Below are 25054 nucleotides of genomic sequence, written 5' to 3' on the forward strand. Positions count from 1 at the left end.
TCTCCCGGTCAGGTCGTGGGGTTCATCAGGGCAGGAGCGATCAGCCCGACGACGTTGGGGACACCACCCATGCCCGCGGAGGCGATGGGGGAGGTGACGTCAGAGAGTGGGCTTGCTGGGGAGCGTGATCAGGCGATCACGAGGGGACGACGGCGACACCGAGGGCGGGGAGGACCACGGCGTCGATGTACGAGCGCAGGAACGCCTGCGTCGGAGGCCGGCCGTCGATGAGCGCGCGCGTGGCGAACGCGCCGATCATCATGTGCACCACGAACCGCAGCGCCGGATTGTCCGGGTCGACCTCACCTCGGTCGACGGCTCGCTGCAGCACACGGCGGAGTTCCACCGTCTCGGGTTCGACCAGCTGTTCCCGGAAGGCCTCGAGGAGGTCCGGGTTGGTGTGCGTGGCCATGGCCAGCCCCCGCATCAGGGCCTGGTTCTGTTCCATGGCGCAGTCGTCCTCGCGGGTGGCGAGGGCGTGGAAGTCGCCTCGCAGCGACCCGGTGTCGACGTCGGCGATGCTGCCCGGCTTGGTGTGCCGGATCGCCTTGGCGACCAGTTCGGCCTTGCCGCCCCACTGGCGGTAGAGGGTGGCCTTGCTGGACCGGGTGCGCGCGGCCACGGCGTCCATGGTGAGGGCGTCGTAGCCGACTTCCCGGAGCAGGTCGAGCACGGCCTCGTACAACTCGGCCTCACGCTCGGGGGTGATCCGACTGCGACGCGCGGCGGCGACCTCAGCCATCTCCCTCACCCCTTTCCCGCTCCGAACGACACTGCTTCGTACGTGACTTCGTACCCGATGAATGTATCGCACCCCCCTACGAAACGAAACAGTTTCGTACGTGTCCTGGGTCACGGGTGTCGGCTCCGCATAAGCGCCCGCACACCCCACGGAAACGGCCGCACGAGTTGCTGGGCCCCCTCGCCCGGAAAAGCATGGAAAGGTGAGCTATCTGCGCCTGCCCCACCTCAGCGGTGACATGCTGACCTTCGTGGCCGAGGACGACCTCTGGCTGGCACCCCTCGACGCCCCCGGCCGCCCCTGGCGGCTCACCGCGGACCGCACCAAGGCCGGCACGCCCCGTTTCTCGCCCGACGGCCGCCACATCGCCTACACGACCTGGCGCAGCCTCGTGCCCGAGATCCATCTCGTCGGCGTCGACGGCGGCCCCACCCGGCAGCTGACGTACTGGGGCAGCGCCGACACCCAGGTGTGCGGCTGGACCCCGCCGGACGCCGACGGCCGCAGCGACATCCTGGCCGTCTCCTCCCACGGACAACCGTTCTCCTACTTCTCCTGGGCCTACAAGGTCCCCACCGACGGCGACCCGGGCGGACGCCTGCCCTGGGGACCGGTCGCCGACCTCCAGGTCGCCGACCTCGACGGCGAGCACAAGACCCTGCTGCTCACCGGCACCCCGCCGCACGAACCGGCCGCCTGGAAGCGGTACCGGGGCGGCGCCATGGGCCGGCTCTGGCTGCACGGACAGCGGCTGCTGCCGGACATCGACGGCCAGCTGTGCGCCCCCATGTTCGTCGCCGGCCGCATCGCCTTCCTCTCCGACCACGAGGGCGTCGGCAACCTCTACTCCTGCGCCTACGACGGCACCGACCTGCGCCGCCACACCGACCACGACGCCTTCTACGCCCGCAACGCCTCCACCGACGGCGACCGGGTGGTCTACCAGTGCGCGGGCGACCTGTGGATGGTGGACGACTTCTCCCCGAACGGAGTGCCGCGCAAGCTCGACATCAAGCTCGGCGGCCCCAGCCCGGGACGCCGCCCCTACCAGGTGCCGGCCGCGCAGAACGTGGACGGCCTCTCCGTGGACGAGACCGGCCGCGCCAGCGCCGTCGTCATCCGCGGCAGCCTGTACTGGCTCACCCACCGCGACGGCCCCGCCCGTACGATCGCCGACACGCCCGGAGTGCGGGTCCGGCTCCCGGAGATGCTGGGCTCCACCGGACAGGTCGCCTACGTCACCGACGCCGAGGGCGACGACGCCGTCGAGATCGCCCAGCTCCCCCGTGCCAGCGGCGACCGCACGACGCGCCTGCTGGCCCAGGGCGAACTGGGCCACGTCCTGGAGACCGTCTCCGACCCGCAGGGCGAACGGCTCGCCGTCGCCTCCAACGACGGACGGCTGCTGCTGATCGACGTGACCGAGGGAGCGGAGGGGGAAGAGCCCACCGACGGGTCGGCAGAGGCCGCCGGCACGGTCACCGAGCTGATCCACTCCACCAACGGCCCCGTGCGCGACCTCGCCTTCTCCCCGGACGGCGCCTGGCTCACCTGGTCCCACCCGGGCATCGGCCGCTCACTGCGGCAGATCAAGCTGGCCCGCATCAAGGACCGGCTCATCGTGGACGTCACCAACGGCCGCTTCGAGGACGAGAACCCCGTCTTCACCCGCGACGGCCGCTACCTCGCCTTCCTGTCCTGGCGCGGCTTCGACCCGGTGTACGACGTGCACACCGGCGACCTGTCCTTCCCGCTCGGCTGCCGCCCGTACCTCGTCCCGCTCTCCTCCGCGACCCCCTCCCCCTTCGCCCTCAACCCCGAGGGGCGGCCCGCCGCCGGCGGACTCGACCCGCTGGAGGACGAGGAACCCGGCGACGGCACCGTGACCGTCGAGGTCGAGGGCCTGGAGAGCAGGGTCACGCCGTTCCCGGTCATCGCCTCCAAGTACTCGGCGCTGCAGCCGGTCGCGGGCGGCGGCCTGGTCTGGCTGCGCTGGCCGATCTCCGGCGCGCTCGGCGAGACCTTCGCCAACCCCGCCGACACCACGGGCCGGCCCACGCTGGAGCACTTCAACATCACCAAGGCGAAGAAGTCCGAACTGGTCAGCCACCTGGACTGGTTCGGGGTGAGCGGTGACGGGAGCCGGCTGGTGGTGGTCGACGAGGGCGAACTGCGCGCGGTGCCGTCGACCGAGCCCGGCGACAGCGACTCCACCGTGTGGATCGACCTGCGCCGCATCCTGCACGAGGTCGACCCGCCCGCCGAATGGCGCCAGGCCTACGCCGAGGCCGGACGCCTCACCCGCGACTACTTCTGGGACCCCGGCATGTGCGGCATCGACTGGGACGCGGTGCTCGAGCAGTACCGGCCGCTGGTCGAACGGGTCAGCTCCCCGGACGAGTTCGCCGACCTGCTGCGCGAGGTCCTCGGCGAACTGGGCACCTCGCACGCCTACGTCACCGCCGCCCGCCGCAACGAGGGCCCGCCCCACTACCAGCGCTGGCAGGGCCTGCTCGGCGCCGACTTCGTGCGCCGCGACGGCCAGTGGGTGGTCCGGCGCATCCTCCCCGGCGAGTCCTCCGACTCCAAGGCACGCTCCCCGCTGGCCGGCGCGGGCGTCCGCGAGGGCGCAGCCCTGACCCACGTGAACGGCACCCCCGTCGACCCGGTGACCGGCCCCTATCCGCTGCTCGCCGGCGCGGGCGGGACGACCGTGGAGCTGACGTTCATCCCGCCGGGCGGCGGTCCGGGACGCGCGCGCCGGGTCGCCGTCGTCCCGCTCATCGACGAACGGCCGCTGCGCTACCAGCACTGGGTGGCCAAACGCCGCCAGGTCACGCGGGAGTTGAGCGGCGGCAAGTGCGGCTACCTGCACATCCCCGACATGGGCGGCTCCGGCTGGGCCCAGTTCAACCGCGACCTGCGCATGGAGGTGTCCCGGCCCGCGCTGATCGTGGACGTGCGCGGCAACGCCGGCGGGCACATCAGTGAACTCGTCATCGAGAAGCTGACCCGCACGATCATGGGCTGGGACCTGACCCGGGACGCGCAACCGGTGTCGTACGCCTCCAACGCCCCCCGGGGTTCGGTCGTGGCCCTCGCGGACGAGGCGACCTCCTCCGACGGCGACATGATCACCGCCGCCTTCAAACAGCTGGGCATCGGTCCGGTGGTCGGGCAGCGCACCTGGGGCGGCGTGGTCGGCATGACCGGCCGGCACCGGCTCGGCGACGGCACGGTCATCACGGTGCCCATGAACGCCGCCTGGTTCGACGCCTACGGCTGGTCCGTCGAGAACCACGGCGTCACCCCCGACCTGGAGGCCCTGCGCACCCCCCTGGACTGGGCCGAGGGCCGCTACGCCCAGCTCGACGACGCGGTGCGGCTCGCGCTGGACCTGCTGGAGACCAACCCCGCGGCGATCCCGCCGGACTACAGCGACGTACCGGACCGCTCGCGCCCGAAGCTGCCACCGAGGTCCACCTGACGGTTCGGCCTGACGGTTCGCCCCGCGCACGCGCGCGGGGCGTGCTTTCAGGTCACGCACGACAGGCCACGCACGACAGGCCACGCACGACGGGCCACGCACGAACATGGGGTGCCCCACGAGAGGGCACCCCACGTCATCGGCCGGAGCCGGGCGCGGCGACTAGACCTCTTGGTCCCGGTCGAAGCGGTCTTCCACGTGCGTCTCCGTGTCCTTGATGTCACGGGTGTTCTGGTGGCCGCGCTCGGCCTGCTTGCCGCGCTGCGCCTGGCCCGTCTGCGGCCGGCCCGGCTGCTGACCCGTCTGCGGCTGGCCCGGCTGCATGCCACGCTGCGGCGTGCCGTGCGACTGACCGGCCTTCTGCTTGGACTGGCCCTGCTGCTGGGTCGACTTGTCCTTGATACCCATGTGGGTTCACTCCCCTTGAGGGTGAGGTGGGGGTTGGCCCCTGAGTGGGGCCTCGACCAGACTCACACGGGTGAACACGCTGCGCATGTCGATCAGTTACGGTGCGTAGCGCTCGCGGCCTCGTCCGCCTCCCCACCTGCGCCGACGAGCCGCGAGCTCATCCCCTGCAGCCGGGGCGCGAACCGCCGCATCTCACGCTGCCCGACGGCGCCGATGATCCCCGGCAGGTACCCGCGCACCCCCTGCATCCCCCGCAGCCACCACTGCCCGTACACATGCGCCGAGCGCCGCTCGATCCCGTCGACGATCCGGTCCACCGCGGGACCCAGCGGGTACGTCTTGTTCGACGGCCACGGCAGCCGCTGCCGCAGCTCCCGCATGACGTCGTCCTGGTCGGCGCCCCGCACCATGTCGGTGTCGGTCCACGACAGGTACGCGACGCCGACGCGCACGCCCTGGTAGCCGACCTCGGCGCGCAGGCTGTGCGCGTACGCCTCCACGCCCGACTTGGAGGCGCAGTACGCCGACATCATCGGCGCCGGGGTCATCGCGGCGAGCGAGGCGATCTGCAGCAGATAGCCGCGGCTCTCGATCAGCACCGGCAGGAACGCGCGGGCCGTCACCGCCGAACCGATCAGGTTCACCTCGATCACCCGCCGCCAGGCCTGCGGATCGGAGTCCACGAACGGACCGCCGGTGGCCACACCGGCGTTGGCGACCACGATGTCGACCTTCCCGAAACGCTCCTTCACCTCCCCCGCCACCCGGCTCATCGCCTCGTGGTCGGTGACGTCGGCGTACCAGTAGGCGCTCTCACTGTGCAGCCGCCCGGAGACCTCCTTCAGCGCCTCCTCCTCCAGACCGACCAGCGCCACCTTGGCGCCGCGGGCGGAGAGCTTGCGGGCGAGCAACTCGCCGACGCCGCGCGCCGCTCCGGTGACGACGGCGACCTGTCCTTCGAGGCTGACCCTGCTCATGCGCCCTCCTTGGCCTGCACGGGGGTGGAACGGGACCCGGACATACCGGGGGTGGCGGGGGTCCCTGGGGTGCTCCCCGTGACGTACGTGATGACGAGTTCCCGGATCTTCCCGGTCACCGGCCCGGGCGCCTCGACCGGGGACATGTGGCCGATGCCGGGCAGCTCGGTGAGTCCGACGCAGTGCGGCAGCGCCGCGACCAGCGCACGGGCGTGCACGGACGGCGTGAGCCGGTCGGCCGCGCCGTGCAGTACCGCGGTGGGCACGCGCAACTCCCGTACGCCGTGGTCGAGATCGAGCGCGGCCAGCACCCCGCCCCACGCGTGCCGTACGGCGCGCGGGCAGGCGTGCACGATCCGCGCGCACGCCTCCACCATGTGCGGGGCGGAACGGGCGCCCATGGTCGCGTACTTGAGGACGCGTTTCGCGACCGGCGTGACCGGCCCGAGGGGAGCGCGCGAACCGATGACGCGCCCGGTGATCCAGGTGCGCACGCGCCCGGCACCCAGCGGCACCACCCGCGCCTCCGCGACCAGCCGCGAACTGCCGGTGCTGCACAGCAGGACGGCCGCGGCGTGTTCGGCGAACCGGGGGCGCGAGGCCGCGGCCATGACGGTCATGCCGCCCATCGAGTGGCCGACGACCACGGCCTTCTCACCCGGCGCGAGCGTCCCGGCGAGCACCGCCTCCAGGTCGTCCGCCAGCGCGGTGGTGCTGCACGCGGAGCTCGCGGGACTGCTCCCGTGCCCCCTCTGGTCGTACGCGATCACCCGGTGGTCGGTGGCCAGCTCCCGGATCTGCGCCGCCCAGAAGGCGGTCGAGCAGGTCCAGCCGTGCGAGAGCACGACGGCGGGCGCACCCTCGGGCCCGTGCACCTCGACGTGCAGCCGCGCGCCGTCGGCGGAGGCTATGCGCAGGGTGCGGGCGGGGGCCGGCGGGGCGTAGGGACCGCCGGCGACGGAGGCGACGCGGCTCATACGGCGGCCTCGCTGTTCCCGGTCCCGGCCGTCTCGCTCCCGGCCTTCACCGTGCCCTTCTTCCCCACGTCCTTCTTCACCGCGTCCTTCTTCCCCACGTCCTTCTTCACCGCGTCCTTCTTCACCACGTCCCTCTCCTCCGCCTTCCCCTCGGTCTTCGTCCCGGTCTCCGCGCCGGTCTCCGCGCCGGTCTCCGCGCCGGCCTTCGTCCCGGCCTTCGTCACGGTCTTCCGGAGGACCTGGTACTCCGCGAGGTCCACCCGCCGGGTCGCGCGGCGGAACTCCGTGGTCGTACCGGGCCAGATGGTGGTGTTGCGACCGCTCGCGTCGAGATACCAGCTGGTGCAGCCGCCGGTGTTCCACACGGTCCGCTTCATGCGCTCCTGGACCCTGTCGTTCCAGGCCTCGACGGCGGCGGGCCGGGCGTCGAGCGCGGTACGGCCTCCCCCAGTGCCTTGACGGCCTGGGGGGACCCCCAGGCCGTCGAGGACGGCGAGCTGGCGCAGATAGTCGGCCATGTAGTTCAGCGCCGACTCGATCATGAGGATCATGGAGGAGTTCCCGAGGCCGGTGTTGGGCCCGATGATCGTCATCCAGTTCGGGAACCCCGCGGCCGAGGCGCCGCGCAGCGCCCGCATGCCGCCCTTCCACGCCTCGGCGAGGGTGATGCCCTCCGCGCCGACCACGCGCTCGGCGATGGGCATGTCCGTGACGTGGAAGCCCGTGCCGAAGATGATCGCGTCGACCTCGGTCTCGGTGCCGTCGGCGGCGACGACGGTCGACCCGCGGATCTCGCTGAGCCCGGCGGCGACGACGTCCACGTTGGACCGCGCCAGCGCCGGGTAGTACGTGCTGGACAGCAGGATGCGCTTGCAGCCGATGCGGTAGTCGGGGGTGAGCTTGGCGCGCAGGGCCGGGTCCTTGACGGCGCGGGCCATGTTGCGCCGGGCGAGCCGCTCGATCAGGCCGAGTTCGTCGGGGTGCTTGGTGAACGCCTGCACCTGGAGTTCCCGGATGCCCCACAGCACGCCACGCCTGAGCTGGGTGGTGAGGGGCAGCGCGCGGTGCAGCCGGCGCTCGATGCCGCTGACCTCGCGGTCCATGCGTGGCATCACCCAGGGCGGGGTGCGCTGGAAGAGGGTGAGCCGGCCGACCCGGGGCTGGATGGCGGGCACGATCTGGATGGCGGAGGCGCCGGTGCCGACCATGGCGACGCGCTTGCCGCTCAGGTCGTAGTCGTGGTCCCAGCGGGCGGAGTGGAACACCTTGCCGGGGAAGGACTCCAGTCCCGGGATCTCGGGGATCTTCGGATCGGACAGCGGCCCGGTCGCGGAGACGACGACGTCGGCGGAGAGCGGACCCCGGGCGGTCTCGATGTTCCAGCGCATCCGCTCGGCGTCCCAGCTCATCAGCTTCACCTCGGCACCGAAGCGGATGTGCGGGCGCAGCCCGAAGACGTCCGTGACGTGCTCCAGGTAGGCGCGGATGTGCTCCTGCCCGGAGAAGGTGCGCGGCCAGTCGGGGTTGGGCGCGAAGGAGAAGGAGTACAGGTGCGAGGGCACGTCGCACGCACACCCGGGGTAGCTGTTGTCCCGCCAGGTGCCGCCCACACTGTCGGCCCGTTCCAGGACGACGAAGTCGGTGATCCCTTCGCGGCGCAGCCGCACGGCGGCTCCCAGCCCGCCGAAGCCGGACCCGATCACCGCCACCCGTACATGCTCGTGCTCGGCCATCCCGGAGCCTCCACGCGTCGCCTCGGACTGCGCCAGTGAACACTGGCGCAATGGGACTGTAGAGCAGGCCCGTACTGAGCGGTAGGGGCCGGGAGGAGGACGTTCGCATCAGCGGCTGCCGCCGCGGCTACCGGCGGTACGCCTTAGGCTGCGGGCGTGGCAGACGACGGCGAACACATCGCAGGACAGGGCACCGGACGGCCCGGCGGACCGCGCGAGTACCGCATGGAGGAGCTGGCCCGCCTCGCCGGCATCACCGTGCGCACCCTGCGCTTCTACCGCGAGCGCAAGCTGATCCCGCCGCCCCGCCGCGAGGGCCGCATCGCCTGGTACGACGACCACCACCTGGCCCGCCTGCGCACGATCTCGGCGCTCCTGGAGCGCGGCCACACCCTGAACGGCATCGCGGAGCTGGCCGAGGCCCTCGACCACGGCCGGGACGTCGCCGACCTGCTCGGTGTCGCCACCCCCACCGAGGAGGAGCCGGTCCGCCTCACCCCCGAAGCACTCGCCGCCCGCTTCGAGGGCCAGGTCACCCCCGACAACCTCGCCGCGGCGATGGATCTCGGCTACCTCGGCACCGACGGCGACGAGATCGTCCACATAAGCCGCCGCCTCCTGGACGTCTCCTCCGCCCTGGTCCGCGAGGGCATACCCCTCGCGGAGGTCCTGGCGGCCGGCGCACGCGTCCGCGAACACGCCGACGCCCTGGCCGAACTCTTCGCCACCCTGGTCCTCCGCCACGGCCCCGAGGAAGACCTCCAGCGCCTGCGCCCGCTCGCCAGGAGCGTGGTGGAGGCGGAACTCTCCCTGGCACTGGACCGACGCCTGACCAAGCGGGACTGAGCGGGACCTGGCGGGACCGAGCGGGACCGAGAGGGGCCGAGCGGGGCCGAGCAGGACCGAGAGGGGCCGAGCCGCCGGCCGCAGCCCTACAGGTCGTACACCGCGGTCACCGGCGCGTGGTCCGACCACCGCTCGGTGTGTGTGGCCGCTCGCTCGACGAAGGCCTTGACCGCCTTCCCGGCGAGCCGGGGCGTGGCCATTTCGTAGTCGATCCGCCAACCTGAATCGTTGTCGAAAGCCCGCCCCCGGTACGACCACCAGGTGTACGGGCCCTCGGTGTCCGGATGCAGGGAGCGGACGACGTCGACGTAGCCGCCGTCCCCGTCGGTGAGGACGCGGGTGAGCCAGTCGCGTTCCTCGGGGAGGAAGCCGGAGTTCTTGGTGTTGCCGCGCCAGTTCTTGAGGTCGGCCTGCTGGTGGGCGATGTTCCAGTCGCCGCAGACGAGCACCTCGCGGCCGTCGGCGGCGGCGCGGGCGCGCAGGTCCTTGAGGTGGGTGAGGAAGACGTCCATGAAGCGCGTCTTCTCGTCCTGCCGCTCGGTGCCGACCTCGCCGGAGGGCAGGTAGAGGGAGGCGACGGTGACGCCGGGCAGGTCGGCCTCGACGTAGCGTCCGCTGCCGTCGAACTCGTCCGAGCCGAAGCCGACGCGCACGCGGTCGGGTTCGCGGCGGGTGTAGAGGGAGACGCCGGCGCGGCCCTTGGCGGCGGCCGGGGCGTGCACGACGTGCCAGCCGTCGGGCTGCCGCACCTCCTCGGGCAGCTGGTGCGGTTCGGCGCGTACCTCTTGCAGGCACACGACGTCCGCGGAGGTCTGGGCGAGCCACTCCACGAAGCCCTTTTTGGCGGCGGCCCGCAGCCCGTTCACGTTCACCGAGGTCACAGTCAGCACCAGGGCACGATACCGGCACACTGGTGCGAGTCCGTGTCCCGCAGTGCGCAGAGAAGTGCGATGGCCAGCATGAACATACGCCGCGTCCGTTTCGATCACCCCGACGCCGTCAAGCTCAACGACGAGGTCCAGGCCGAGTACCACGTACGGTACGGCGACGGCGGCGACGCGACCGCCCTGGACGCGACGGACTTCGACCCGCCCCGGGGCGTGTACCTGATCGCCTACGACGAGCACGGCCACCCGGTCGCCACGGGCGGCTGGCGCGGCCAGGACGGCAACGGCGAGGGCAACGAGGACGGCGACGCCGAGCTGAAGCGCATGTTCGTGGTCGACCGGATGCGTGGCCGGGGGCTGGCGCGCCGCGTTCTCGCGGCGCTGGAGGAGGACGCCCGCGCGGCGGGCCGCCTGCGCATGGTCCTGGAGACCGGCACCAAGCAGCCGGAGGCCATCGCGCTGTACACGTCGAGCGGCTACGAGCCCTGCACCAAGTTCGGCTACTACCGCCACCACGAGGAGAGCCGCTGCTACGCGAAGCAGCTGTGAACGTGCTGAAGCCCCAGTCGACTTTCGCCGACTGGGGCTTCATGCTGCGTGGACCTGAGGGGATTCGAACCCCTGACCCCCTCGATGCGAACGAGGTGCGCTACCGGACTGCGCCACAGGCCCTTGCAACGAGTGGAACTCTAGCATCCCGATCCGGGTGCTCGGAAATCCGCTCCCGGACTGGTCAGAGGCGCCGCTTCCCGTCCTGTGACCGTAGTCACCGCGGTCACCGCGGTCACCACCGTCACGCGTTGGCGGCCCGTGGGCGGCCGCCGTCCTCGTACTGGTCGAACAGGGGCGTGCGGCCGCGCTCGCGCGCGCGGCGGGCGGAGGCGGCGCGGCGGGCGTCGCTGCGGCCGTCCGCCGGCCTGTCCTCGGAGTCGGCCGCCTCCTCCGCGTGCTCCTCCGGCGCGTACCCCGCCTCCTGCTCCGGCGCGACCGTGCTGGAGCGCGCCGAGCTCCAGGTGTCGGGTGCCCCCAGGTCCACGTCGGAGGTGGCCCGGGGGGCGACGGGAGCGGTCACGTAGGTCGGCAGGGGTACCGGCACCGGGTCCCAGCTGTCGCCGTGGCCGGGGCGCCGCTGCCGCTCGCGCTGCTGGTCGACCCATTCGGCGTGGTCGGTCTGCTCGACGAGGGCGCGCCGGTCGGCGGCGAGCGCGGCGGACAGGGCGGGGTCGGTCTCGGGTCCCGGTCCCTCGTCCGGTTCACCGGCGCCGAGGTCCGCGGCCACGGCACGGCGGCGCGGCTGGCGCGCGCGCTCCCGCAGGCGCTGGGCCGCGGCCTCGGCGTGCCGGCGGTCCATCTGGTAGGCGAAGCGGCGGCGCTCCTGGATGCGCAGGTAGGCGATGTACGCGCTGAGCATGACGGCGGGTGCGGCAGGCGCCCAGAGGAAGGTGAGTCCTCCGACGGCGGCGACGACCGCACCGAACGTGAAGGCGAGGAAGAGCATCACGGTGGTGCGCCGGCGGCGCGCGAGGACCTTCGAGCGCTGGGCGCGCGCTGCTGCCGCCTGCGACGAGGGGGGCGTACGGCGCACGTCCGGTACCCGCTTCTGCGCGGGTGCGGGCGCCGGCACCGATGCCGAGCCGGACGTGTGCACGGGTGCTCCGGTGTGGTGGTGTTCGGACGTCGACGGGGACTCGGGGGCCGGCAAGGCGCTCTGGTCACGTGCCGGTTCGGTCCGCCCGGGAGCCTCCGGCTCGGCCTCCGCGCGCGCCTGACGGTGCGTCGGAGGCATGGCGAAGGCCCGGACGTCCACCGCGTCGGTGGCGGCGTCCGGGTCGCCGGCGTCCGGCTCCCCCTCCTGGGCGGAGCGCGCCCGCAGGTCCTTGGCGTACCGGCGCTCCATCCCCGCCCGTCCGGAAAGCAGCCGGATGGCGGTGCTGAAGCGTTCCGTCGGACGGGCCTCATTCAGCTCGTCCTGCCTACGGAGCCACATAGGCACCAAGTAGGCGGCCCAGGCCCCGACAATGACTGCGTAGATGAGGCCGCTGCTGCTCACGCCTCACACCGTAGAGGGGTTTGCGTGAGGCCATCCGCCAATTGGGCCGGTGTGTCGCACGATCTGGCTGATATTTCGAGCTTTTTTTGCGACCGGTGCGATCAACCGACCGCCGAAGTAGCGAAATGAATGCCCCGAGGCGGTCATCGGCCGATCAAATTCGAACACTTATTCAATTTCGGGGCTGTGCGGCATTCCCCGGGGTGTCCGGGGTGCTCCGCGGCCCCTGGGTGGCGCCCTCGGAGCGGGCCGTCCGCTCCGCGCGGGCCCGCCGCCAGCGCGAGAGCAGCCCGTCGGGGACTTCCTCGGCCGTGAGCGCGTAGACGAGGTGGTCGCGCCAGGCTCCGTCGATGTGCAGATAACGCGGCCGCAGTCCCTCCTCGCGGAATCCGAGTTTCTCCACCACCCGGCGGCTGGGCCGGTTCTCCGGGCGAATGCAGACCTCGACGCGGTGCAGCCCGACGGTGCGGAAACAGTGGTCCACCACGAGCGCGACGGCCGTAGGCATCACCCCGCGTCCGGCCACGCTCTCGTCCACCCAGTAGCCGACGTGCCCCGAGCACATCGACCCCCAGGTGATCCCGGCGACCGTCAACTGCCCGACGAGCCGCCCCTGGTACTCGATGACGAAGGGCAGCATCCGGCCCGAGCCGGCCTCGGAACGCAGGTGCCGGACCATCTGCCGGTAGGTCGGCCGGTGGGTGATCGGCCCGCTGGGCGTGGGCGGCGGGATGGTCGCCTCCCAGGGGCGCAGCCAGTCCCGGTTGCGCCGGTTCACCTCGCGCCAGGCCCGCTGGTCGCGCAGTTTTATCGGCCGGAGGACGACGTCGCCGTCCGTCAGCACGACGGGCCAGGAAGGGCTGTTCAGCTCGCACCCCCGGCGCGTCCGGGGTGCTCCCCGCCGGCCGGGGCGGAGCCCACCGCCGGAAGCGGGTGGTCGCCGCCGCGGATCTGGTCGACGGCGTGGACCAGCAGCGGTTCCAGGACGGCCAGGCCGTCCTTCACGCCGCCGCCGGACCCGGGCAGGTTGACGATCAGCGTGCCCGCCGCCACTCCGGCGAGGCCCCGCGACAGCGCGGCGGTCGGCACCTTCTCCCGGCCGAACGCCCGGATCGCCTCCGCGATGCCCGGCACCTCGTAGTCGATGACCCGGCGGGTCGCCTCGGGCGTGCGGTCGGTGGGCGAGATGCCGGTGCCTCCGGTGGTGACCACGACGTCGTACCCGGCCTCCACGGCCGCCCTCAGGGCCGCCTCCACCGGATCCCCGTCGGGCACCACCTGTGGGCCGTCCACGGCGAACCCGAAGCCTTCCAGGCCCCGTGCGACCGCGGGGCCGCCCCGGTCCTCGTAGACGCCCGCGGAGGCGCGGTTGGAGGCGGTGACGACCAGGGCGCTGTAGCGCGCCGTCAGGGCACCGCCGAGGGTCGGGCCGCCGCTCACGCCCGGCTCCAGTGGCCGGACTTGCCGCCCGTCTTCTCCTCCACCCGTACGTCCGTGATGACCGCTCCCTTGTCGACCGCCTTCACCATGTCGATCACGGTCAGCGCGGCGACGGACACCGCCGTCAGCGCCTCCATCTCGACACCCGTACGGTCCGCCGTCCTCACGGTGGCGTAGATCTCCACGGCGTCGTCCGCGACCGACAGGTCCAGTGTCACACCCGACACCGACAGCGGATGGCACAGCGGGATGAGGTCCGGGGTGCGCTTGGCACCCATGATCCCCGCGATCCGCGCGGTCGCCAGGGCGTCACCCTTGGGGACACCCTCGCCGCGCAGCAGCTCGATCACCCGGGGCGAGACGAGAACCCGGCCACTGGCACGGGCGGTACGCGCGGTCACGTCCTTCCCGGAAACGTCGACCATCCGGGCCGCGCCCGCCTCGTCGATGTGCGTCAGTCGGTCCTGCGTACTCATGCTGTGCGGCGCTCCCGGTCATGGCCCGCCGTCAGGGGATGCACGGGCCTGCTGTGCGCGACACGGTACCGCCAAGTCGGCACGGACACCGGATCAGGACCTCCGCGGCGCCTGTCCCGGGCCGCCCGCGAAGCCTGTCCCGAGCAGCCGGCGGGACGCCCGCGCGGCGCCCTGGGAGCCGTCCGAAGGCCCTCCCGCGCGGGGCGGGCCGGGTGCTCGCGCGGGAGGCGGCCGGTCAGCCCAGCAGGACGACCTCGACCTCGGAGCCGGGCTCGGCGGACTCCACGTCCTCGGGGAGGACGATCAGCGCGTCGGCGTGCGCCAGCGCGGCGATCAGGTGGGAGCCGGCGCCGCCCACGGTGCTCACCTCGCCGTCGGCGTACACCCCGCGCAGGAACTGCCGGCGGCCCTTGGGCGAGCGCAGCGCCTCGTCCGTCCGCAGGGTGGCCCGGACGCGGGGCCGGTGGACGTCCTCCAGGCCCATCAGGGTGCGGATCGCGGGGCGGACGAACAGCTCGAAGGAGACGTACGACGACACGGGGTTGCCGGGCAGGGCCAGCAGCGGGGTGTGGTCGGGGCCGATCGAGCCGAAGCCCTGGGGCTTGCCGGGCTGCATGGCGAGCTTGCGGAAGTCGACACCGCCGCCGGCCTCGTCCTCGTCGCCGACGTGCGACAGCGCCTCCTTGACGACGTCGTACGCCCCGACGCTGACTCCGCCCGTGGTCACCATCAGGTCGGCGCGGACGAGCTGGTCCTCGATGGTGGAGCGCAGGGTGTCGGCGTCGTCGGCGACGGCGCCCACGCGGTAGGCGATGGCGCCCGCGTCCCGGGCGGCCGCGGTGAGGGCGAAGCTGTTGGAGTCGTAGATCTGTCCGGGGCCCAGCGCCTCGCCGGGCTGGACGAGTTCGCTGCCGGTGGACATGACGACCACGCGCGGGCGGGGGCGCACGCGCACCGTGCCGTAGCCGATCGCGGACAACAGCCCGATCTGCGGCGGCCCGAGGACCGTGCCGGCGGCCAGGGCGCGGTCACCGGCCCGCACGTCGCCGCCCTTGTCGCGGACGTGCGCGCGTGCCTCGACGGACCGGTACACGCGCACCTGCCCCTCGGCGCCCTCGGGTGCCAGGCTGCGCGCCCGCATACCGCTCGCGGGTCCCTCGCCGAGCCCGCCGTCGGTCCACTCGACGGGGACGACGGCCTCGGCGCCGGGCGGGAGCGGGGCGCCGGTCATGATGCGCGCGGCCTGGCCGGGGCCGACCCGCACCAGGTCGGCCGCGCCCGCCGCAACGTCCCCGACGACCTCCAGGACCGCGGGGAACTCCTCACCGGCGCCCTCGACGTCCGCGACCCGCACCGCGTACCCGTCCATGGAGCTGTTGTCGAACGGGGGCAGGGTCACCGGCACCATGACGTCGTCGACCAGGACGCAGCCCTGGGCTTCGAGGAGCCGCAGCTCGATGGGTTCGAGCGGACGGACGGTGCTGAGGATGTCGTCCAGGTGCTCGTCCACCGACCACAGGTGGTCCGGTCCGGCGGGGCGGGGCGCGGCGCTGCTCAACGTTCCTGCATCTCCTCGGCTACGTACGTGCGAAGCCAGGTCCGGAAGTCCGGTCCCAGGTCTTCACGTTCGCATGCCAGTCTGACAATGGCACGCAGGTAGTCGCCGCGGTCGCCGGTGTCATAACGGCGGCCCTGGAAGACGACGCCGTGCACCGGGCCGCCGACCTTCTCGTCCTCGGCCAGCTGCTGGAGGGCGTCGGTGAGCTGGATCTCGCCGCCGCGGCCGGGCTCGGTCTGGCGGAGTATGTCGAAGATGTGCGGGTCGAGCACGTAGCGCCCGATGATCGCGTAGCTCGACGGGGCGTCCGCCGGCTCCGGCTTCTCGACCAGGCCGGTGATCTTGACGACGTCGCCGTCGGAGGTGGCCTCGACCGCCGCGCAGCCGTAGAGGTGGATCTGCTCGGGGGCGACCTCCATGAGGGCGATCACGCTGCCGCCGTGCTGCTCCTGGATCTCGATCATCCGCTTGAGCAGGGGGTCGCGGGGGTCGATCAGGTCGTCACCGAGGAGGACGGCGAAGGGCTCGCGGCCGACGTGCGGGGCGGCGCACAGCACGGCGTGGCCGAGGCCCTTGGGGTCGCCCTGGCGCACGTAGTGCATCGTGGCCAGGTCGCTGGACTCCTGCACCTTCGCGAGCCGTTCGGCGTCGCCCTTCTTCTGCAGGGCGGACTCGAGCTCGTAGTTGCGGTCGAAGTGGTCCTCAAGGGGACGCTTGTTGCGTCCGGTGATCATGAGGACGTCGTCGAGCCCCGCCGACACGGCCTCCTCGACCACGTACTGGATCGCAGGCTTGTCCACGACCGGCAGCATCTCCTTGGGAGTGGCCTTGGTGGCCGGCAGGAACCGGGTCCCGAGGCCTGCTGCGGGAATGACAGCCTTGCTGATCCTGGGGTGCGACTGAGTCATGCCCGCAACCTTATCCGGTGCCTATGCGCGGAATCGGTGGCTCCGGTTGGCTGGCTCTCATATGACCGCATTATGAAAGGTGTAAGAGAGACCCGTGGAACGCGAAGGACGCATGACCGAGTCTGACAAGCGCGTATGGCGACGGGAGTTCCTCGCGGTGAGGAACGGGTTGACGGAGGATGTCGTCCGGGAAACGGGCGCCTCTCTGGCCGAACAGGCCCTCGGGCTGCCCGAACTGGCCGGTGCGCGCACGGTGGCGGCGTACGTCTCCGTCGGGACCGAGCCCGGCACCCTCGCGCTGCTGGAAGCGCTGCGCGCGCGGGGCGTGCGCGTGCTGCTGCCCGCGCTGTTGCCCGACAACGACCTGGACTGGGGCGAGTACACCGGCCCCGACTCCCTCGTCCGGGTCCGGCACGGCGGGAAGATGGCGCTGTTCGAGCCTTCCGGTGTCCGCCTCGGACCCGGCGCCGTGACCTCCGCGGACGTCGTGCTGCTGCCCGGACTCGCGGTGGACGCGCACGGCATGCGGCTGGGCCGCGGCGGCGGGTCGTACGACCGTGTGCTCGCGCGGCTGGAACGGGCGGACGCCCGCCCCGCGCTGGTGGTGCTCCTGTACGACGCGGAGGTCGTCCCCCGCGTCCCCGCGGAGGCGCACGACCGGCCGGTGCACGCCGTGGTGACGCCGTCGGGCGTGCGGCGCTTCGGCGGCGCCTGACCTGGCCCCGGTACGCGAAACGGCCCTCCACGCACGCGTGGAGGGCCGTTTCGGTCGAACCGCCGTCAGTGGCTCACGGCTTGAGGACGAGGGTGTCGGTCGTGCTCTTGCCGACCGCCTTGTCCGAGAACGACCAGGGCAGCAGTTCGCCCTTGGTCCACTTGCCGGTCTGGTCGGTGTAGTGGGCGCTGAAGGCGTGGCCCGAGGCACCGGTCAGGTTGATCCACTTGGACTTGTCGAGGTCGGCGAGGTTGACCACCATCCGCATGGACGGCACCCAGACCACGTTGTAGCCGCCGGCGGCGTTCCAGCCGGTGGCGTCGACGGTGGCCTCGCCGCCGCCGAGCTTCCAGGGACCGCGGTTGAGGACGTACTGCAGGGCCTCGGGGCCGCCGGTGCCGAGCGTCTGGTTCTTCAGGAACAGCCGGTGCAGCCGGCCCCAGCTCCAGGTGTCGATGTCCTTGCCGAGCTTGGCGGTCAGCTCCCAGCGGGCGTCGATCATGGCCCGGGCGAACAGCTGGTCCCGGTTCTCCGCCGCCGGGCGGGTGCCGGAGCGGGAGGTCTTCCACCAGTCGCTGTCCGGCTTGTCCATCAGCGTCCGTACGACCTCGAACCAGCGGTCGCCGCCGTCCGGCTGCGCCTGGTCGGCGTCGCGCGTGCCGCACTCGCGCACCTTGGTGTCGTCGTCCACCGGACCGGTGTTGTCGGCCTTGTCGACCCACAGGCACTGGCCCTTGACGCGCAGCTCCTTGGGGAGCTTGTTGCCGAAGGCGAGCTTGAGGACGTTGCGCCAGACGGCGTTGAAGTACGCGGCCGCCGCGGAGTCGGCGTCCTGGGTGTAGTCCCAGCCCTCCAGCAGCTTCTGGGCCTCGCGGACGTGCTTGTCCTTGAGGTTGATCTTCAGCAGCGAGGGCACCAGGAGCTTGGCGATCTCGCTGCTGTTGTCCAGCTGCATCTGGCGCATGTCGTCGGTGGAGATCTTGCCGCCGTCCTTGATCTTGGACTCGATCAGGTCGGTGATGCGCTGGCTGCGGGTGCCGTAGCCCCAGTCGGTGGTCAGCGTGTACGGGTACGTGCCCTTGCCGACCACGGCCTGGTTGGCGGTGACGATGTAGCCGCGCTCGGGGTCGAACTCGTACGGCAGCTCGTTCTGCTTGATGAAGCCGGTCCAGCGGTACTTGGAGTCCCAGCCCGGGGCCGGGATGGAGCCGTCGTCCGTGGCGGAGCGCGTGGGGATCTTGCCCGGCAGCGTGTACCCGATGTGCTTGGAGTCGGCGAAGATCAGGTTCTGCGAGGGGACGTCGAACAGGGCCGCCGCCGAGCGGAAGCCGCTCCAGTCGGACGCCTTGTCGAGGGCGAAGATCGCGTCCATGGAGGTGCCCGGGTCGAGCGCCGTCCACCGCAGGGCGACGCCGTAGCCGTCGCCGCGGTCGGGCGCGGCGGTGTTGACCGTGGCCGCCTTGCCGACCTGGACGAGCTCGTCGTCACGGTCGGACAGCAGCGGCATCCCGTCGGCGGTCTGGCGCACGACGATCTTCTTGGACGGGCCGCCGGCGACCTTGATGGTCTCCTCGCGGGTCCTGAAGGGCCGGACCTTGCCGTCGTACAGGTAGCCGTCGCCGGTGAGCTTCTCCAGGTACAGGTCGGTGACGTCGACCCCGGAGTTCGTCAGGCCCCAGGCGATGTCGGCGTTGTGGCCGATGACCACACCGGGCATGCCGGCGAACGTGTAGCCGGTGACGTCGTACTGGCACGTGGCCGAGACGGTGCGGCAGTGCAGGCCCATCTGGTACCAGACGGACGGCAGCGCCGGTCCGAGGTGCGGGTCGTTGGCCAGCAGGGGCTGGCCGGTGATCGTGTGCGACCCGGCGACGACCCAGGAGTTGGAACCTATGCCCTGGCCGTTCACTCCGACGGCGGCGGGAATGTCGTCGAGGACCTTGTACAGGCCCGTCAGCTGGCCCGTGAGGCCGGAACCGGAGGTCGAGGAACCGGTGGAGCCCGTCGTGCCCGTCGACCCCTGAGGGGTGCCCGTGGCGCCGCCCTGGGTTCCGGTCGTGCCCGTCGTGCCGGTGGTGCCCGTCGTGCCGGTCGTACCGGTGGTGCCGGTCGTCGTGCTCTGGCCGCCGCCCGTGGCGCCGCTCTGCCGGAAGCTCTTGCTCAGCTCGTCGTACTGGCCCTCCTGCACGATCGGCTTGTTCCGGCCGTACGGGTACGCCGGGTACAGGTCCCGGATCTGCTGCGGGCCGAGGCGGCTCGTCATCAGGGCGCGGTCGACCTCGTCCTGCATGTTGCCGCGCAGGTCCCAGGCCATCGCCTTCAGCCAGGAGACGGAGTCGACCGGGGTCCACTGCGCGGGCTTGTAGTCGCCGGTGAGCCCCAGGGCCGCGTACTCCAGGGAGATGTCCTTGCCGTCCTTGCCCTGGAGGTAGGCGTTGACCCCCTTGGCGTAGGCCTGGAGGTACTTCTTCGTGGCGGCCGACAGCTTGGTGTCGTACTCCTGCCGGGCGACCCGGTCCCAGCCGAGGGTACGCAGGAAGGCGTCGTTCTTGACCTGGCCCTTGCCGAACATCTCCGACAGGCGGCCGGAGGTCAGATGGCGGCGTACGTCCATCTCGTAGAACCGGTCCTGCGCCTGGACGTAGCCCTGCGCCATGAACAGGTCCTCGTCGGACGAGGCGTAGACCTGCGGGATGCCGTAACCGTCCCGCTTCACGTCGACGGGCCCGGACAGGCCGTGGAGCGTGATCGATCCCTTGGTCTGCGGGAAGGACGCACGGACGGTGCTGATCGACCAGTAGGACCCGCCGGCGATGCCGCCGATGACGGCCAGGACCAGGACGATCACGACGAGTCGAGCTTTGCGTCCCTTCTTCCTGCCGGGCGTGCCGGGCTTGTCACCGGTTGCGGCGGTGGTATTGGGAGGCATCGCTGTCCTTGCTGTCCTAACGCGAGCGGCAGGTCGGGCTGTGACTTTGAATGAGCGCTGGAGCAACCATAGGGGCACGGCCCCGAGCCACTTGAAGCGGAGTCGGAATCCAGCACGCACGGGCGTTCGATCTTGCCTCGAAGAGCGTCAAGAAAGCGTCAAGAGTTAGGTAAGGTAACGAAGTACTTGGCTGCGGTGCGCCGCAGCCTCGGGTCTTGTGTACGTGTGCCCCCCGCCCTCCGCGCGCGGGCCAAGGAAGGGAACCGCCGCTGACTGTCCACCACCTCAACCAGGTCCTGCTCGCCTGCTCCCTCGTCCTCCTGGTCGCCGTGGCGGCCGTGCGGATCTCCTCGCGCAGCGGGCTCCCCAGCCTGCTCGTGTACCTGGGGATCGGCATCGTCATGGGCCAGGACGGCCTCGGGCACGTCCGCTTCGACAACGCCGAGATGACCCAGGTCATCGGGTACGCGGCCCTGGTCGTGATCCTCGCCGAGGGCGGTCTGGGCACGAAGTGGAAAGAGGTGCGGCCCGTCATCGCGCCGGCCTCCGTGCTGGCACTGGTGGGGGTCGCGGTGAGCGTCGGGGTCACGGCGGCCGGCGCGCACTACCTGGTCGGGCTGGAGTGGCGGCAGGCGCTCATCATCGGCGCGGTGGTCTCCTCGACGGACGCGGCGGCCGTCTTCTCGGTGCTGCGGAGAATCCCCCTCCCCGCGCGCGTGACGGGCATGCTCGAAGCCGAGTCCGGCTTCAACGACGCCCCGGTGGTCATCCTGGTCGTCGCCTTCAGCATGGCCGGCCCGGTCGAGCACTGGTACGTCCTGCTCGGCGAGATCGCGCTGGAGCTGGCCATCGGCGCCGCCATCGGCCTCGCGGTGGGCTGGCTCGGCTCCTGGGCGCTCAAGCGCGTCGCGCTGCCGGCCTCCGGCCTCTACCCGATCGCCGTACTGGCCATCGCCGTCACGGCGTACGCCGCCGGCGCGCTGGCGCACGGCAGCGGCTTCCTGGCCGTCTACCTGGCCTCGATGATGCTCGGCAACGCCAAGCTCCCGCACTGGCCCGCCACCCGCGGCTTCGCCGAGGGACTCGGCTGGATCGCCCAGATCGGCATGTTCGTCCTGCTCGGCCTGCTCGTCACGCCGCACGAACTGGGCGACGACATCGTGCCCGCCCTGATCATCGGGCTGGCCCTGACCATGGTCGCGCGCCCGCTGAGCGTGGTGGTCAGCCTGACGCCGTTCCGGGTGCCGTGGGCGGAACAGGCACTGATGTCGTGGGCCGGACTGCGCGGCGCCGTGCCCATCATCCTGGCGACCATCCCCATGGTGAACGGCGTCGCGGGCAGCCAGCGCATCTTCAACATCGTCTTCGTACTGGTCGTCGTCTACACCCTGGTCCAGGGCCCGACGCTGCCCTGGCTGGCGCGCACGCTGCGCCTCGGCGAGGACGGCGAGGCCGCCGACCTCGGCATCGAGTCGGCGCCCCTGGAGCATCTGCGCGGCCACCTGCTGTCGCTCTCGATCCCCGAGGACTCACGGATGCACGGTGTGGAGGTCAGCGAGCTGCGGCTGCCGCCCGGGGCCGCCGTCACCCTCGTGGTGCGCGGCGACGAATCGTTCGTCCCGCTGCCCACGACGATGCTGCGGCACGGGGACGAACTGCTCGTGGTCGCCACGGACCCGGTCCGCGACGCGGCGGAACGGCGCCTGCGCGCGGTCGCCCACGGCGGCAAGCTGGCCGGCTGGCTGGGCACGGACAGCGACCACGGCCGGCACAAGCACTGACGGCCGGGAGCACCGGCGCGGACGGGTCGGGTGCGCTGGGTACGGCAGGGCCGGGAGCACCGGGTACGGCAGGGCCGGGAGCACCGGCACCGACGGGCCGGCGGCCGCCCCTGAGGTGCTCGTCTTCACAGGGGCACACGACCACGCCCCCTGTACGATCAGTGCACCAGATCGAACCAACTCTGTCTGACGCAGAGCTGGCGCGACCGTATGGCGGCCGGAACGTCCTTGTCAGTGGCACCGGTATCTACCGCAGATCCGCGCAAGAGGACAGCTCTCGGCGACCCCGACACCGGCTTTTGGCGCCCCCTGAGGCGATCGAGCCGCGAAAAAGGGGCGCGCTACCAGGCGGAAGAAAGGCACGGGCCGTGGCATCCACGGTCACCACCGAGCCGGCCGAGAACACGCCGGCGCCGCCCCGCCCCGGATACGGACAGCTGCTGCGCACCCGTGGCGCCTGGACGTTCCTGCTCCCCGGCTTCGCGGCGCGCCAGCCGTTCGCGATGCTCACGATCTCCATCGTGCTGCTCGTGCAGCACACCACCGGCTCGTACGGCGCCGCCGGCGCCGCCGCGGCCGCCACCGGGGCGTCCATGGCGCTGTTCGCGCCCTACAGCGGCCGCCTGGCCGACCGCCACGGCCAGCGCGCCGTCCTGGTCCCCGGCGTCCTCGTGCACGCGCTGTCGGGCCTGACCCTGACCGCGCTCGCGCTGGCGCACGCCCCTCTGTGGGCGCTGTTCGCCGCGGCCGTACCGACCGGCGCCTCGGTGCCGCAGGTCGGCCCGATGGTCCGCGCCCGCTGGGGCGTGCGGCTCCAGGGCTCGCCGCTGATGTCCACCGCGGCGGCGTTCGAGTCCGTCACGGACGAGCTGACCTTCGTCGTCGGCCCGCTGCTGGCGACCGCCCTGTGCACCGCCGTCACCCCGTCCGCGGGCCTCGTCACCGAGGCCGCGCTGACCCTCGTCGGCGGCCTGCTGTTCGCCGCGCGCAAGAGCACGCAGCCGGCGGTGACCGGCGAAAGCGGGCACGCGCGCGTGGAGCACGCGTCCGCCCTGCGTATCCCGGGCGTGCGCGTGCTGGTCGTGACCTTCCTGGGCATCGGGTCGGTCTTCGGCGGCATGCAGGTCTCGCTGGCGGCGTTCACCGAGTCGATCGGCGAGCCCGGTATGAACGGCGTTCTTTACGGCGTCTTCGCCGCGGGCAACATGCTCTCCGGCATCGTGTGCGGCGCGATCGCCTGGAAGGCCGTCCCGCAGCGGCGCCTCCTCGTGGGCTACGCCGCGCTCGCGCTGACCGCCTCCGCGCTGTGGACGGCGCACTCGGCGCTGCCGCTGGCCGCGCTCGGCCTGCTCGTCGGCATGTGCATCGCGCCCGCGCTGATCACCGGCTACACACTGGTCGAGACCCTGGTCCCGGCCGGGGCCCGCACCGAGGCGTTCACCTGGCTGACCGGCGCGGTCGCGCTCGGCCAGGCGGCCGCCGTCACCGTCGCCGGACAGCTGGAGGACCGGCTGTGGGGCGGGGCCGGATTCCTGGTCCCGATGGCCGGGACCGTGCTCGCGCTGGCGACCCTGCTGGCGCTGCGTTCCCGGCTGGCCGCACCACCCCGGAACCGGACCGTCGCGCGTGGCGTCGGTCACCGCGCGCCGGTCGCGGTGGACTGATCCCCGGGAATACGTCAGTATGGACCGTCGTTAGCACTCATTGAGTGAGAGTGCCAGGAGGAAGACAGTGCCGACCTACCAGTACCAGTGCAAGGACTGCGGCGAGGGCCTTGAGGCGGTGCAGAAGTTCACCGACGACGCCCTCACCGAATGCCCCAGCTGCGGTGGCCCCCTGAAGAAGGTGTTCTCCGCCGTCGGCATTGTCTTCAAGGGCTCCGGCTTCTACCGCAACGATTCACGCGGTGCCTCGTCGAGCAGCAGCCCGGCGTCGAAGTCGAGCAGCAGCTCGGCATCGTCCGACTCGAAGTCGGCGTCGGCGTCATCGGGTTCTTCGACGTCCTCGGGCTCTTCGACGTCGTCGTCCACGACTTCGTCGTCGGGCTCCGCCAGCTCCGCCGCCTGAGATCTCGTTTCTCGCTTCCAGGACCCTGCCGTCATGCGACGGCGGGGTCCTCGGCGTTCCTGGAGCTCCTCGGCGTTCCTGGAGCTCCTCGGCGTTACTCGAAGCTCCTCGCGTTCCTGAAGCGTCCTCGGCGTTCCTGAAGCCCCTGGAGTCCCCGGCGTTCTTGGCATTTCCGGCGTTCCAGGCGTTCCCCGGAATCCGGCTCCCCCGGGTTTTGGCGGCCAGCTAGTGTGCTCGTCATGGCGAACGCAGAGATCGGCGTAATCGGCGGTTCGGGTTTCTACTCGTTCCTCGATGACGTGACCGAGGTCCAGGTGGACACCCCCTACGGCGCACCCAGCGACTCCCTCTTCCTCGGCGAGATCGCCGGCCGGCGGGTGGCCTTCCTGCCCCGGCACGGCCGCGGTCACCACCTGCCGCCGCACCGCATCAACTACCGGGCCAACCTGTGGGCCCTGCGCTCGGTCGGCGTCCGCCAGGTCCTCGGCCCGTGCGCGGTCGGCGGCCTGCGCCCCGAGTACGGCCCCGGCACCCTGCTCGTACCGGACCAGTTCGCGGACCGTACGAAGTCCCGGGCGCAGACGTACTTCGACGGGCTGCCGCTGCCCGACGGCACGGTGCCCAACGTGGTGCACGTGTCCATGGCCGACCCCTACTGCCCCGCCGGGCGGGCCGCCGCGCTGAAGGCGGCACGCGGACAGGACTGGGAGCCGGTGGACGGAGGCACGCTGGTCGTGGTCGAGGGGCCGCGCTTCTCGACCCGCGCCGAATCCCTGTGGCACCAGGCGCAGGGCTGGTCCGTGGTGGGTATGACCGGCCACCCCGAGGCGGCGCTCGCCCGCGAGCTGGAGCTCTGCTACACCTCCCTGACCCTGGTCACCGACCTCGACGCCGGCGCCGAGACCGGCGAGGGCGTCTCGCACGACGAGGTGCTCCAGGTGTTCGCGTCCAACGTGGACCGACTGCGCGGGGTCCTGTTCGACGCGGTGGCCGCGCTCCCGGAGGCGACGGACCGGGACTGCCTGTGCGTGAACGCGCTCGGCGGAATGGATCCGGGCTTCGAACTGCCGTGA

Annotated in this window: 21 protein-coding genes and 1 tRNA gene; 8 read left to right on the top strand and 14 right to left on the bottom strand. The window is 71.9% G+C overall.

Annotated features, from left to right (window positions below; translation table 11 throughout):
* Nucleotides 1-136: 136 nt before the first annotated feature.
* On the bottom strand, nucleotides 137-742 hold the full coding sequence (locus tag OIB37_RS16325) for a TetR/AcrR family transcriptional regulator (RefSeq protein WP_330458332.1): 606 nt from the start codon (nucleotides 740-742) through the stop codon (nucleotides 137-139).
* Nucleotides 743-944: 202 nt separating this feature from the next.
* Between OIB37_RS16325 and OIB37_RS16330 the strand changes: the two genes are divergently transcribed.
* A complete protein-coding gene (locus OIB37_RS16330; RefSeq protein WP_330458333.1) occupies nucleotides 945-4229 on the top strand; it encodes a S41 family peptidase in 3285 nt (1094 codons plus the stop codon).
* Nucleotides 4230-4391: 162 nt separating this feature from the next.
* Here the strand turns inward: OIB37_RS16330 and OIB37_RS16335 are convergent, their stop codons facing one another.
* The 4 genes from OIB37_RS16335 to OIB37_RS16350 all read right to left on the bottom strand — a co-directional run bounded on the left by OIB37_RS16335 (nucleotide 4392) and on the right by OIB37_RS16350 (nucleotide 8324).
* Nucleotides 4392-4637: a hypothetical protein gene (locus OIB37_RS16335; protein ID WP_330458334.1), complete on the bottom strand. Its 246-nt coding sequence runs from the start codon at nucleotides 4635-4637 to the stop codon at nucleotides 4392-4394.
* Nucleotides 4638-4729: 92 nt separating this feature from the next.
* Nucleotides 4730-5614, bottom strand: coding sequence for an SDR family oxidoreductase (locus OIB37_RS16340; protein ID WP_330458335.1), 885 nt, complete (start codon nucleotides 5612-5614; stop codon nucleotides 4730-4732).
* Entirely contained in the window at nucleotides 5611-6591 is a 981-nt protein-coding gene (locus OIB37_RS16345) for an alpha/beta fold hydrolase (RefSeq protein ID WP_330458336.1), read from the bottom strand. The genes OIB37_RS16340 and OIB37_RS16345 overlap by 4 nt, the downstream gene beginning before the upstream one ends.
* Nucleotides 6588-8324 (bottom strand): NAD(P)-binding domain-containing protein, encoded by a 1737-nt coding sequence (locus tag OIB37_RS16350; RefSeq protein ID WP_330458337.1) that lies wholly within the window; start codon nucleotides 8322-8324, stop codon nucleotides 6588-6590. Before OIB37_RS16350 ends, OIB37_RS16345 begins: the two co-directional genes overlap by 4 nt.
* 225 nt (nucleotides 8325-8549) lie before the next feature.
* Between OIB37_RS16350 and OIB37_RS16355 the strand changes: the two genes are divergently transcribed.
* Nucleotides 8550-9170, top strand: coding sequence for a MerR family transcriptional regulator (locus tag OIB37_RS16355; protein ID WP_330461868.1), 621 nt, complete (start codon nucleotides 8550-8552; stop codon nucleotides 9168-9170).
* Nucleotides 9171-9256: 86 nt separating this feature from the next.
* Here OIB37_RS16355 and OIB37_RS16360 read toward each other — a convergent pair whose 3' ends face one another.
* On the bottom strand, nucleotides 9257-10060 hold the full coding sequence (locus tag OIB37_RS16360; protein ID WP_330458338.1) for an exodeoxyribonuclease III: 804 nt from the start codon (nucleotides 10058-10060) through the stop codon (nucleotides 9257-9259).
* 69 nt (nucleotides 10061-10129) lie between these two features.
* On the opposite strand from OIB37_RS16360, the gene OIB37_RS16365 reads away from it, so the two are divergent.
* Nucleotides 10130-10606, top strand: a complete 477-nt coding sequence (locus tag OIB37_RS16365; RefSeq protein WP_330458339.1) for a GNAT family N-acetyltransferase — start codon at nucleotides 10130-10132, stop codon at nucleotides 10604-10606.
* A gap of 49 nt (nucleotides 10607-10655) precedes the next feature.
* Here the strand turns inward: OIB37_RS16365 and OIB37_RS16370 are convergent.
* From OIB37_RS16370 to galU, 7 genes are all read right to left on the bottom strand, one after another.
* Nucleotides 10656-10729, bottom strand: a tRNA-Ala gene (locus OIB37_RS16370).
* Between the two features lie 121 nt (nucleotides 10730-10850).
* Nucleotides 10851-12107, bottom strand: a complete 1257-nt coding sequence (gene sepX, locus OIB37_RS16375) for a divisome protein SepX/GlpR (protein WP_330458340.1) — start codon at nucleotides 12105-12107, stop codon at nucleotides 10851-10853.
* Between the two features lie 172 nt (nucleotides 12108-12279).
* The gene (locus OIB37_RS16380) at nucleotides 12280-12951 is read right to left on the bottom strand and encodes a GNAT family N-acetyltransferase (RefSeq protein ID WP_330458341.1); all 672 of its coding nucleotides are present in this window, start codon (nucleotides 12949-12951) and stop codon (nucleotides 12280-12282) included.
* A 20-nt stretch (nucleotides 12952-12971) separates the two neighbouring features.
* Complete coding sequence (locus OIB37_RS16385; RefSeq protein WP_330458342.1) at nucleotides 12972-13547, bottom strand: MogA/MoaB family molybdenum cofactor biosynthesis protein; 576 nt, start codon at nucleotides 13545-13547, stop codon at nucleotides 12972-12974.
* Nucleotides 13544-14023 (bottom strand): cyclic pyranopterin monophosphate synthase MoaC, encoded by a 480-nt coding sequence (moaC, locus tag OIB37_RS16390; RefSeq protein ID WP_330458343.1) that lies wholly within the window; start codon nucleotides 14021-14023, stop codon nucleotides 13544-13546. Before moaC ends, OIB37_RS16385 begins: the two co-directional genes overlap by 4 nt.
* Nucleotides 14024-14258: 235 nt before the next feature.
* On the bottom strand, nucleotides 14259-15581 hold the full coding sequence (glp, locus tag OIB37_RS16395; protein WP_330458344.1) for a molybdotransferase-like divisome protein Glp: 1323 nt from the start codon (nucleotides 15579-15581) through the stop codon (nucleotides 14259-14261).
* Entirely contained in the window at nucleotides 15578-16489 is a 912-nt protein-coding gene (galU, locus tag OIB37_RS16400) for a UTP--glucose-1-phosphate uridylyltransferase GalU (protein ID WP_330458345.1), read from the bottom strand. Before galU ends, glp begins: the two co-directional genes overlap by 4 nt.
* Nucleotides 16490-16601: 112 nt before the next feature.
* Between galU and OIB37_RS16405 the strand changes: the two genes are divergently transcribed.
* Nucleotides 16602-17204 (top strand): 5-formyltetrahydrofolate cyclo-ligase, encoded by a 603-nt coding sequence (locus OIB37_RS16405; protein WP_330458346.1) that lies wholly within the window; start codon nucleotides 16602-16604, stop codon nucleotides 17202-17204.
* Nucleotides 17205-17277: 73 nt separating this feature from the next.
* On the opposite strand, the gene OIB37_RS16410 is transcribed toward OIB37_RS16405, so the two are convergent.
* Nucleotides 17278-20133 carry a penicillin acylase family protein gene (locus OIB37_RS16410; RefSeq protein ID WP_330458347.1) on the bottom strand — a complete coding sequence of 952 codons (2856 nt, stop codon included), beginning with the start codon at nucleotides 20131-20133 and terminating at the stop codon, nucleotides 17278-17280.
* Nucleotides 20134-20348: 215 nt separating this feature from the next.
* On the opposite strand from OIB37_RS16410, the gene OIB37_RS16415 reads away from it, so the two are divergent.
* From OIB37_RS16415 to OIB37_RS16430, 4 genes are all read left to right on the top strand, one after another.
* Complete coding sequence (locus OIB37_RS16415) at nucleotides 20349-21914, top strand: potassium/proton antiporter (RefSeq protein ID WP_330458348.1); 1566 nt, start codon at nucleotides 20349-20351, stop codon at nucleotides 21912-21914.
* Between the two features lie 368 nt (nucleotides 21915-22282).
* A complete protein-coding gene (locus tag OIB37_RS16420) occupies nucleotides 22283-23578 on the top strand; it encodes an MFS transporter (protein WP_330458349.1) in 1296 nt (431 codons plus the stop codon).
* A 67-nt stretch (nucleotides 23579-23645) separates the two neighbouring features.
* Nucleotides 23646-23981, top strand: coding sequence for an FmdB family zinc ribbon protein (locus OIB37_RS16425; RefSeq protein WP_330458350.1), 336 nt, complete (start codon nucleotides 23646-23648; stop codon nucleotides 23979-23981).
* A gap of 239 nt (nucleotides 23982-24220) precedes the next feature.
* Nucleotides 24221-25054: an S-methyl-5'-thioadenosine phosphorylase gene (locus OIB37_RS16430; RefSeq protein WP_330458351.1), complete on the top strand. Its 834-nt coding sequence runs from the start codon at nucleotides 24221-24223 to the stop codon at nucleotides 25052-25054.

It is taken from the genome of Streptomyces sp. NBC_00820, from assembly GCF_036347055.1.
GTDB lineage: Bacteria > Actinomycetota > Actinomycetes > Streptomycetales > Streptomycetaceae > Streptomyces.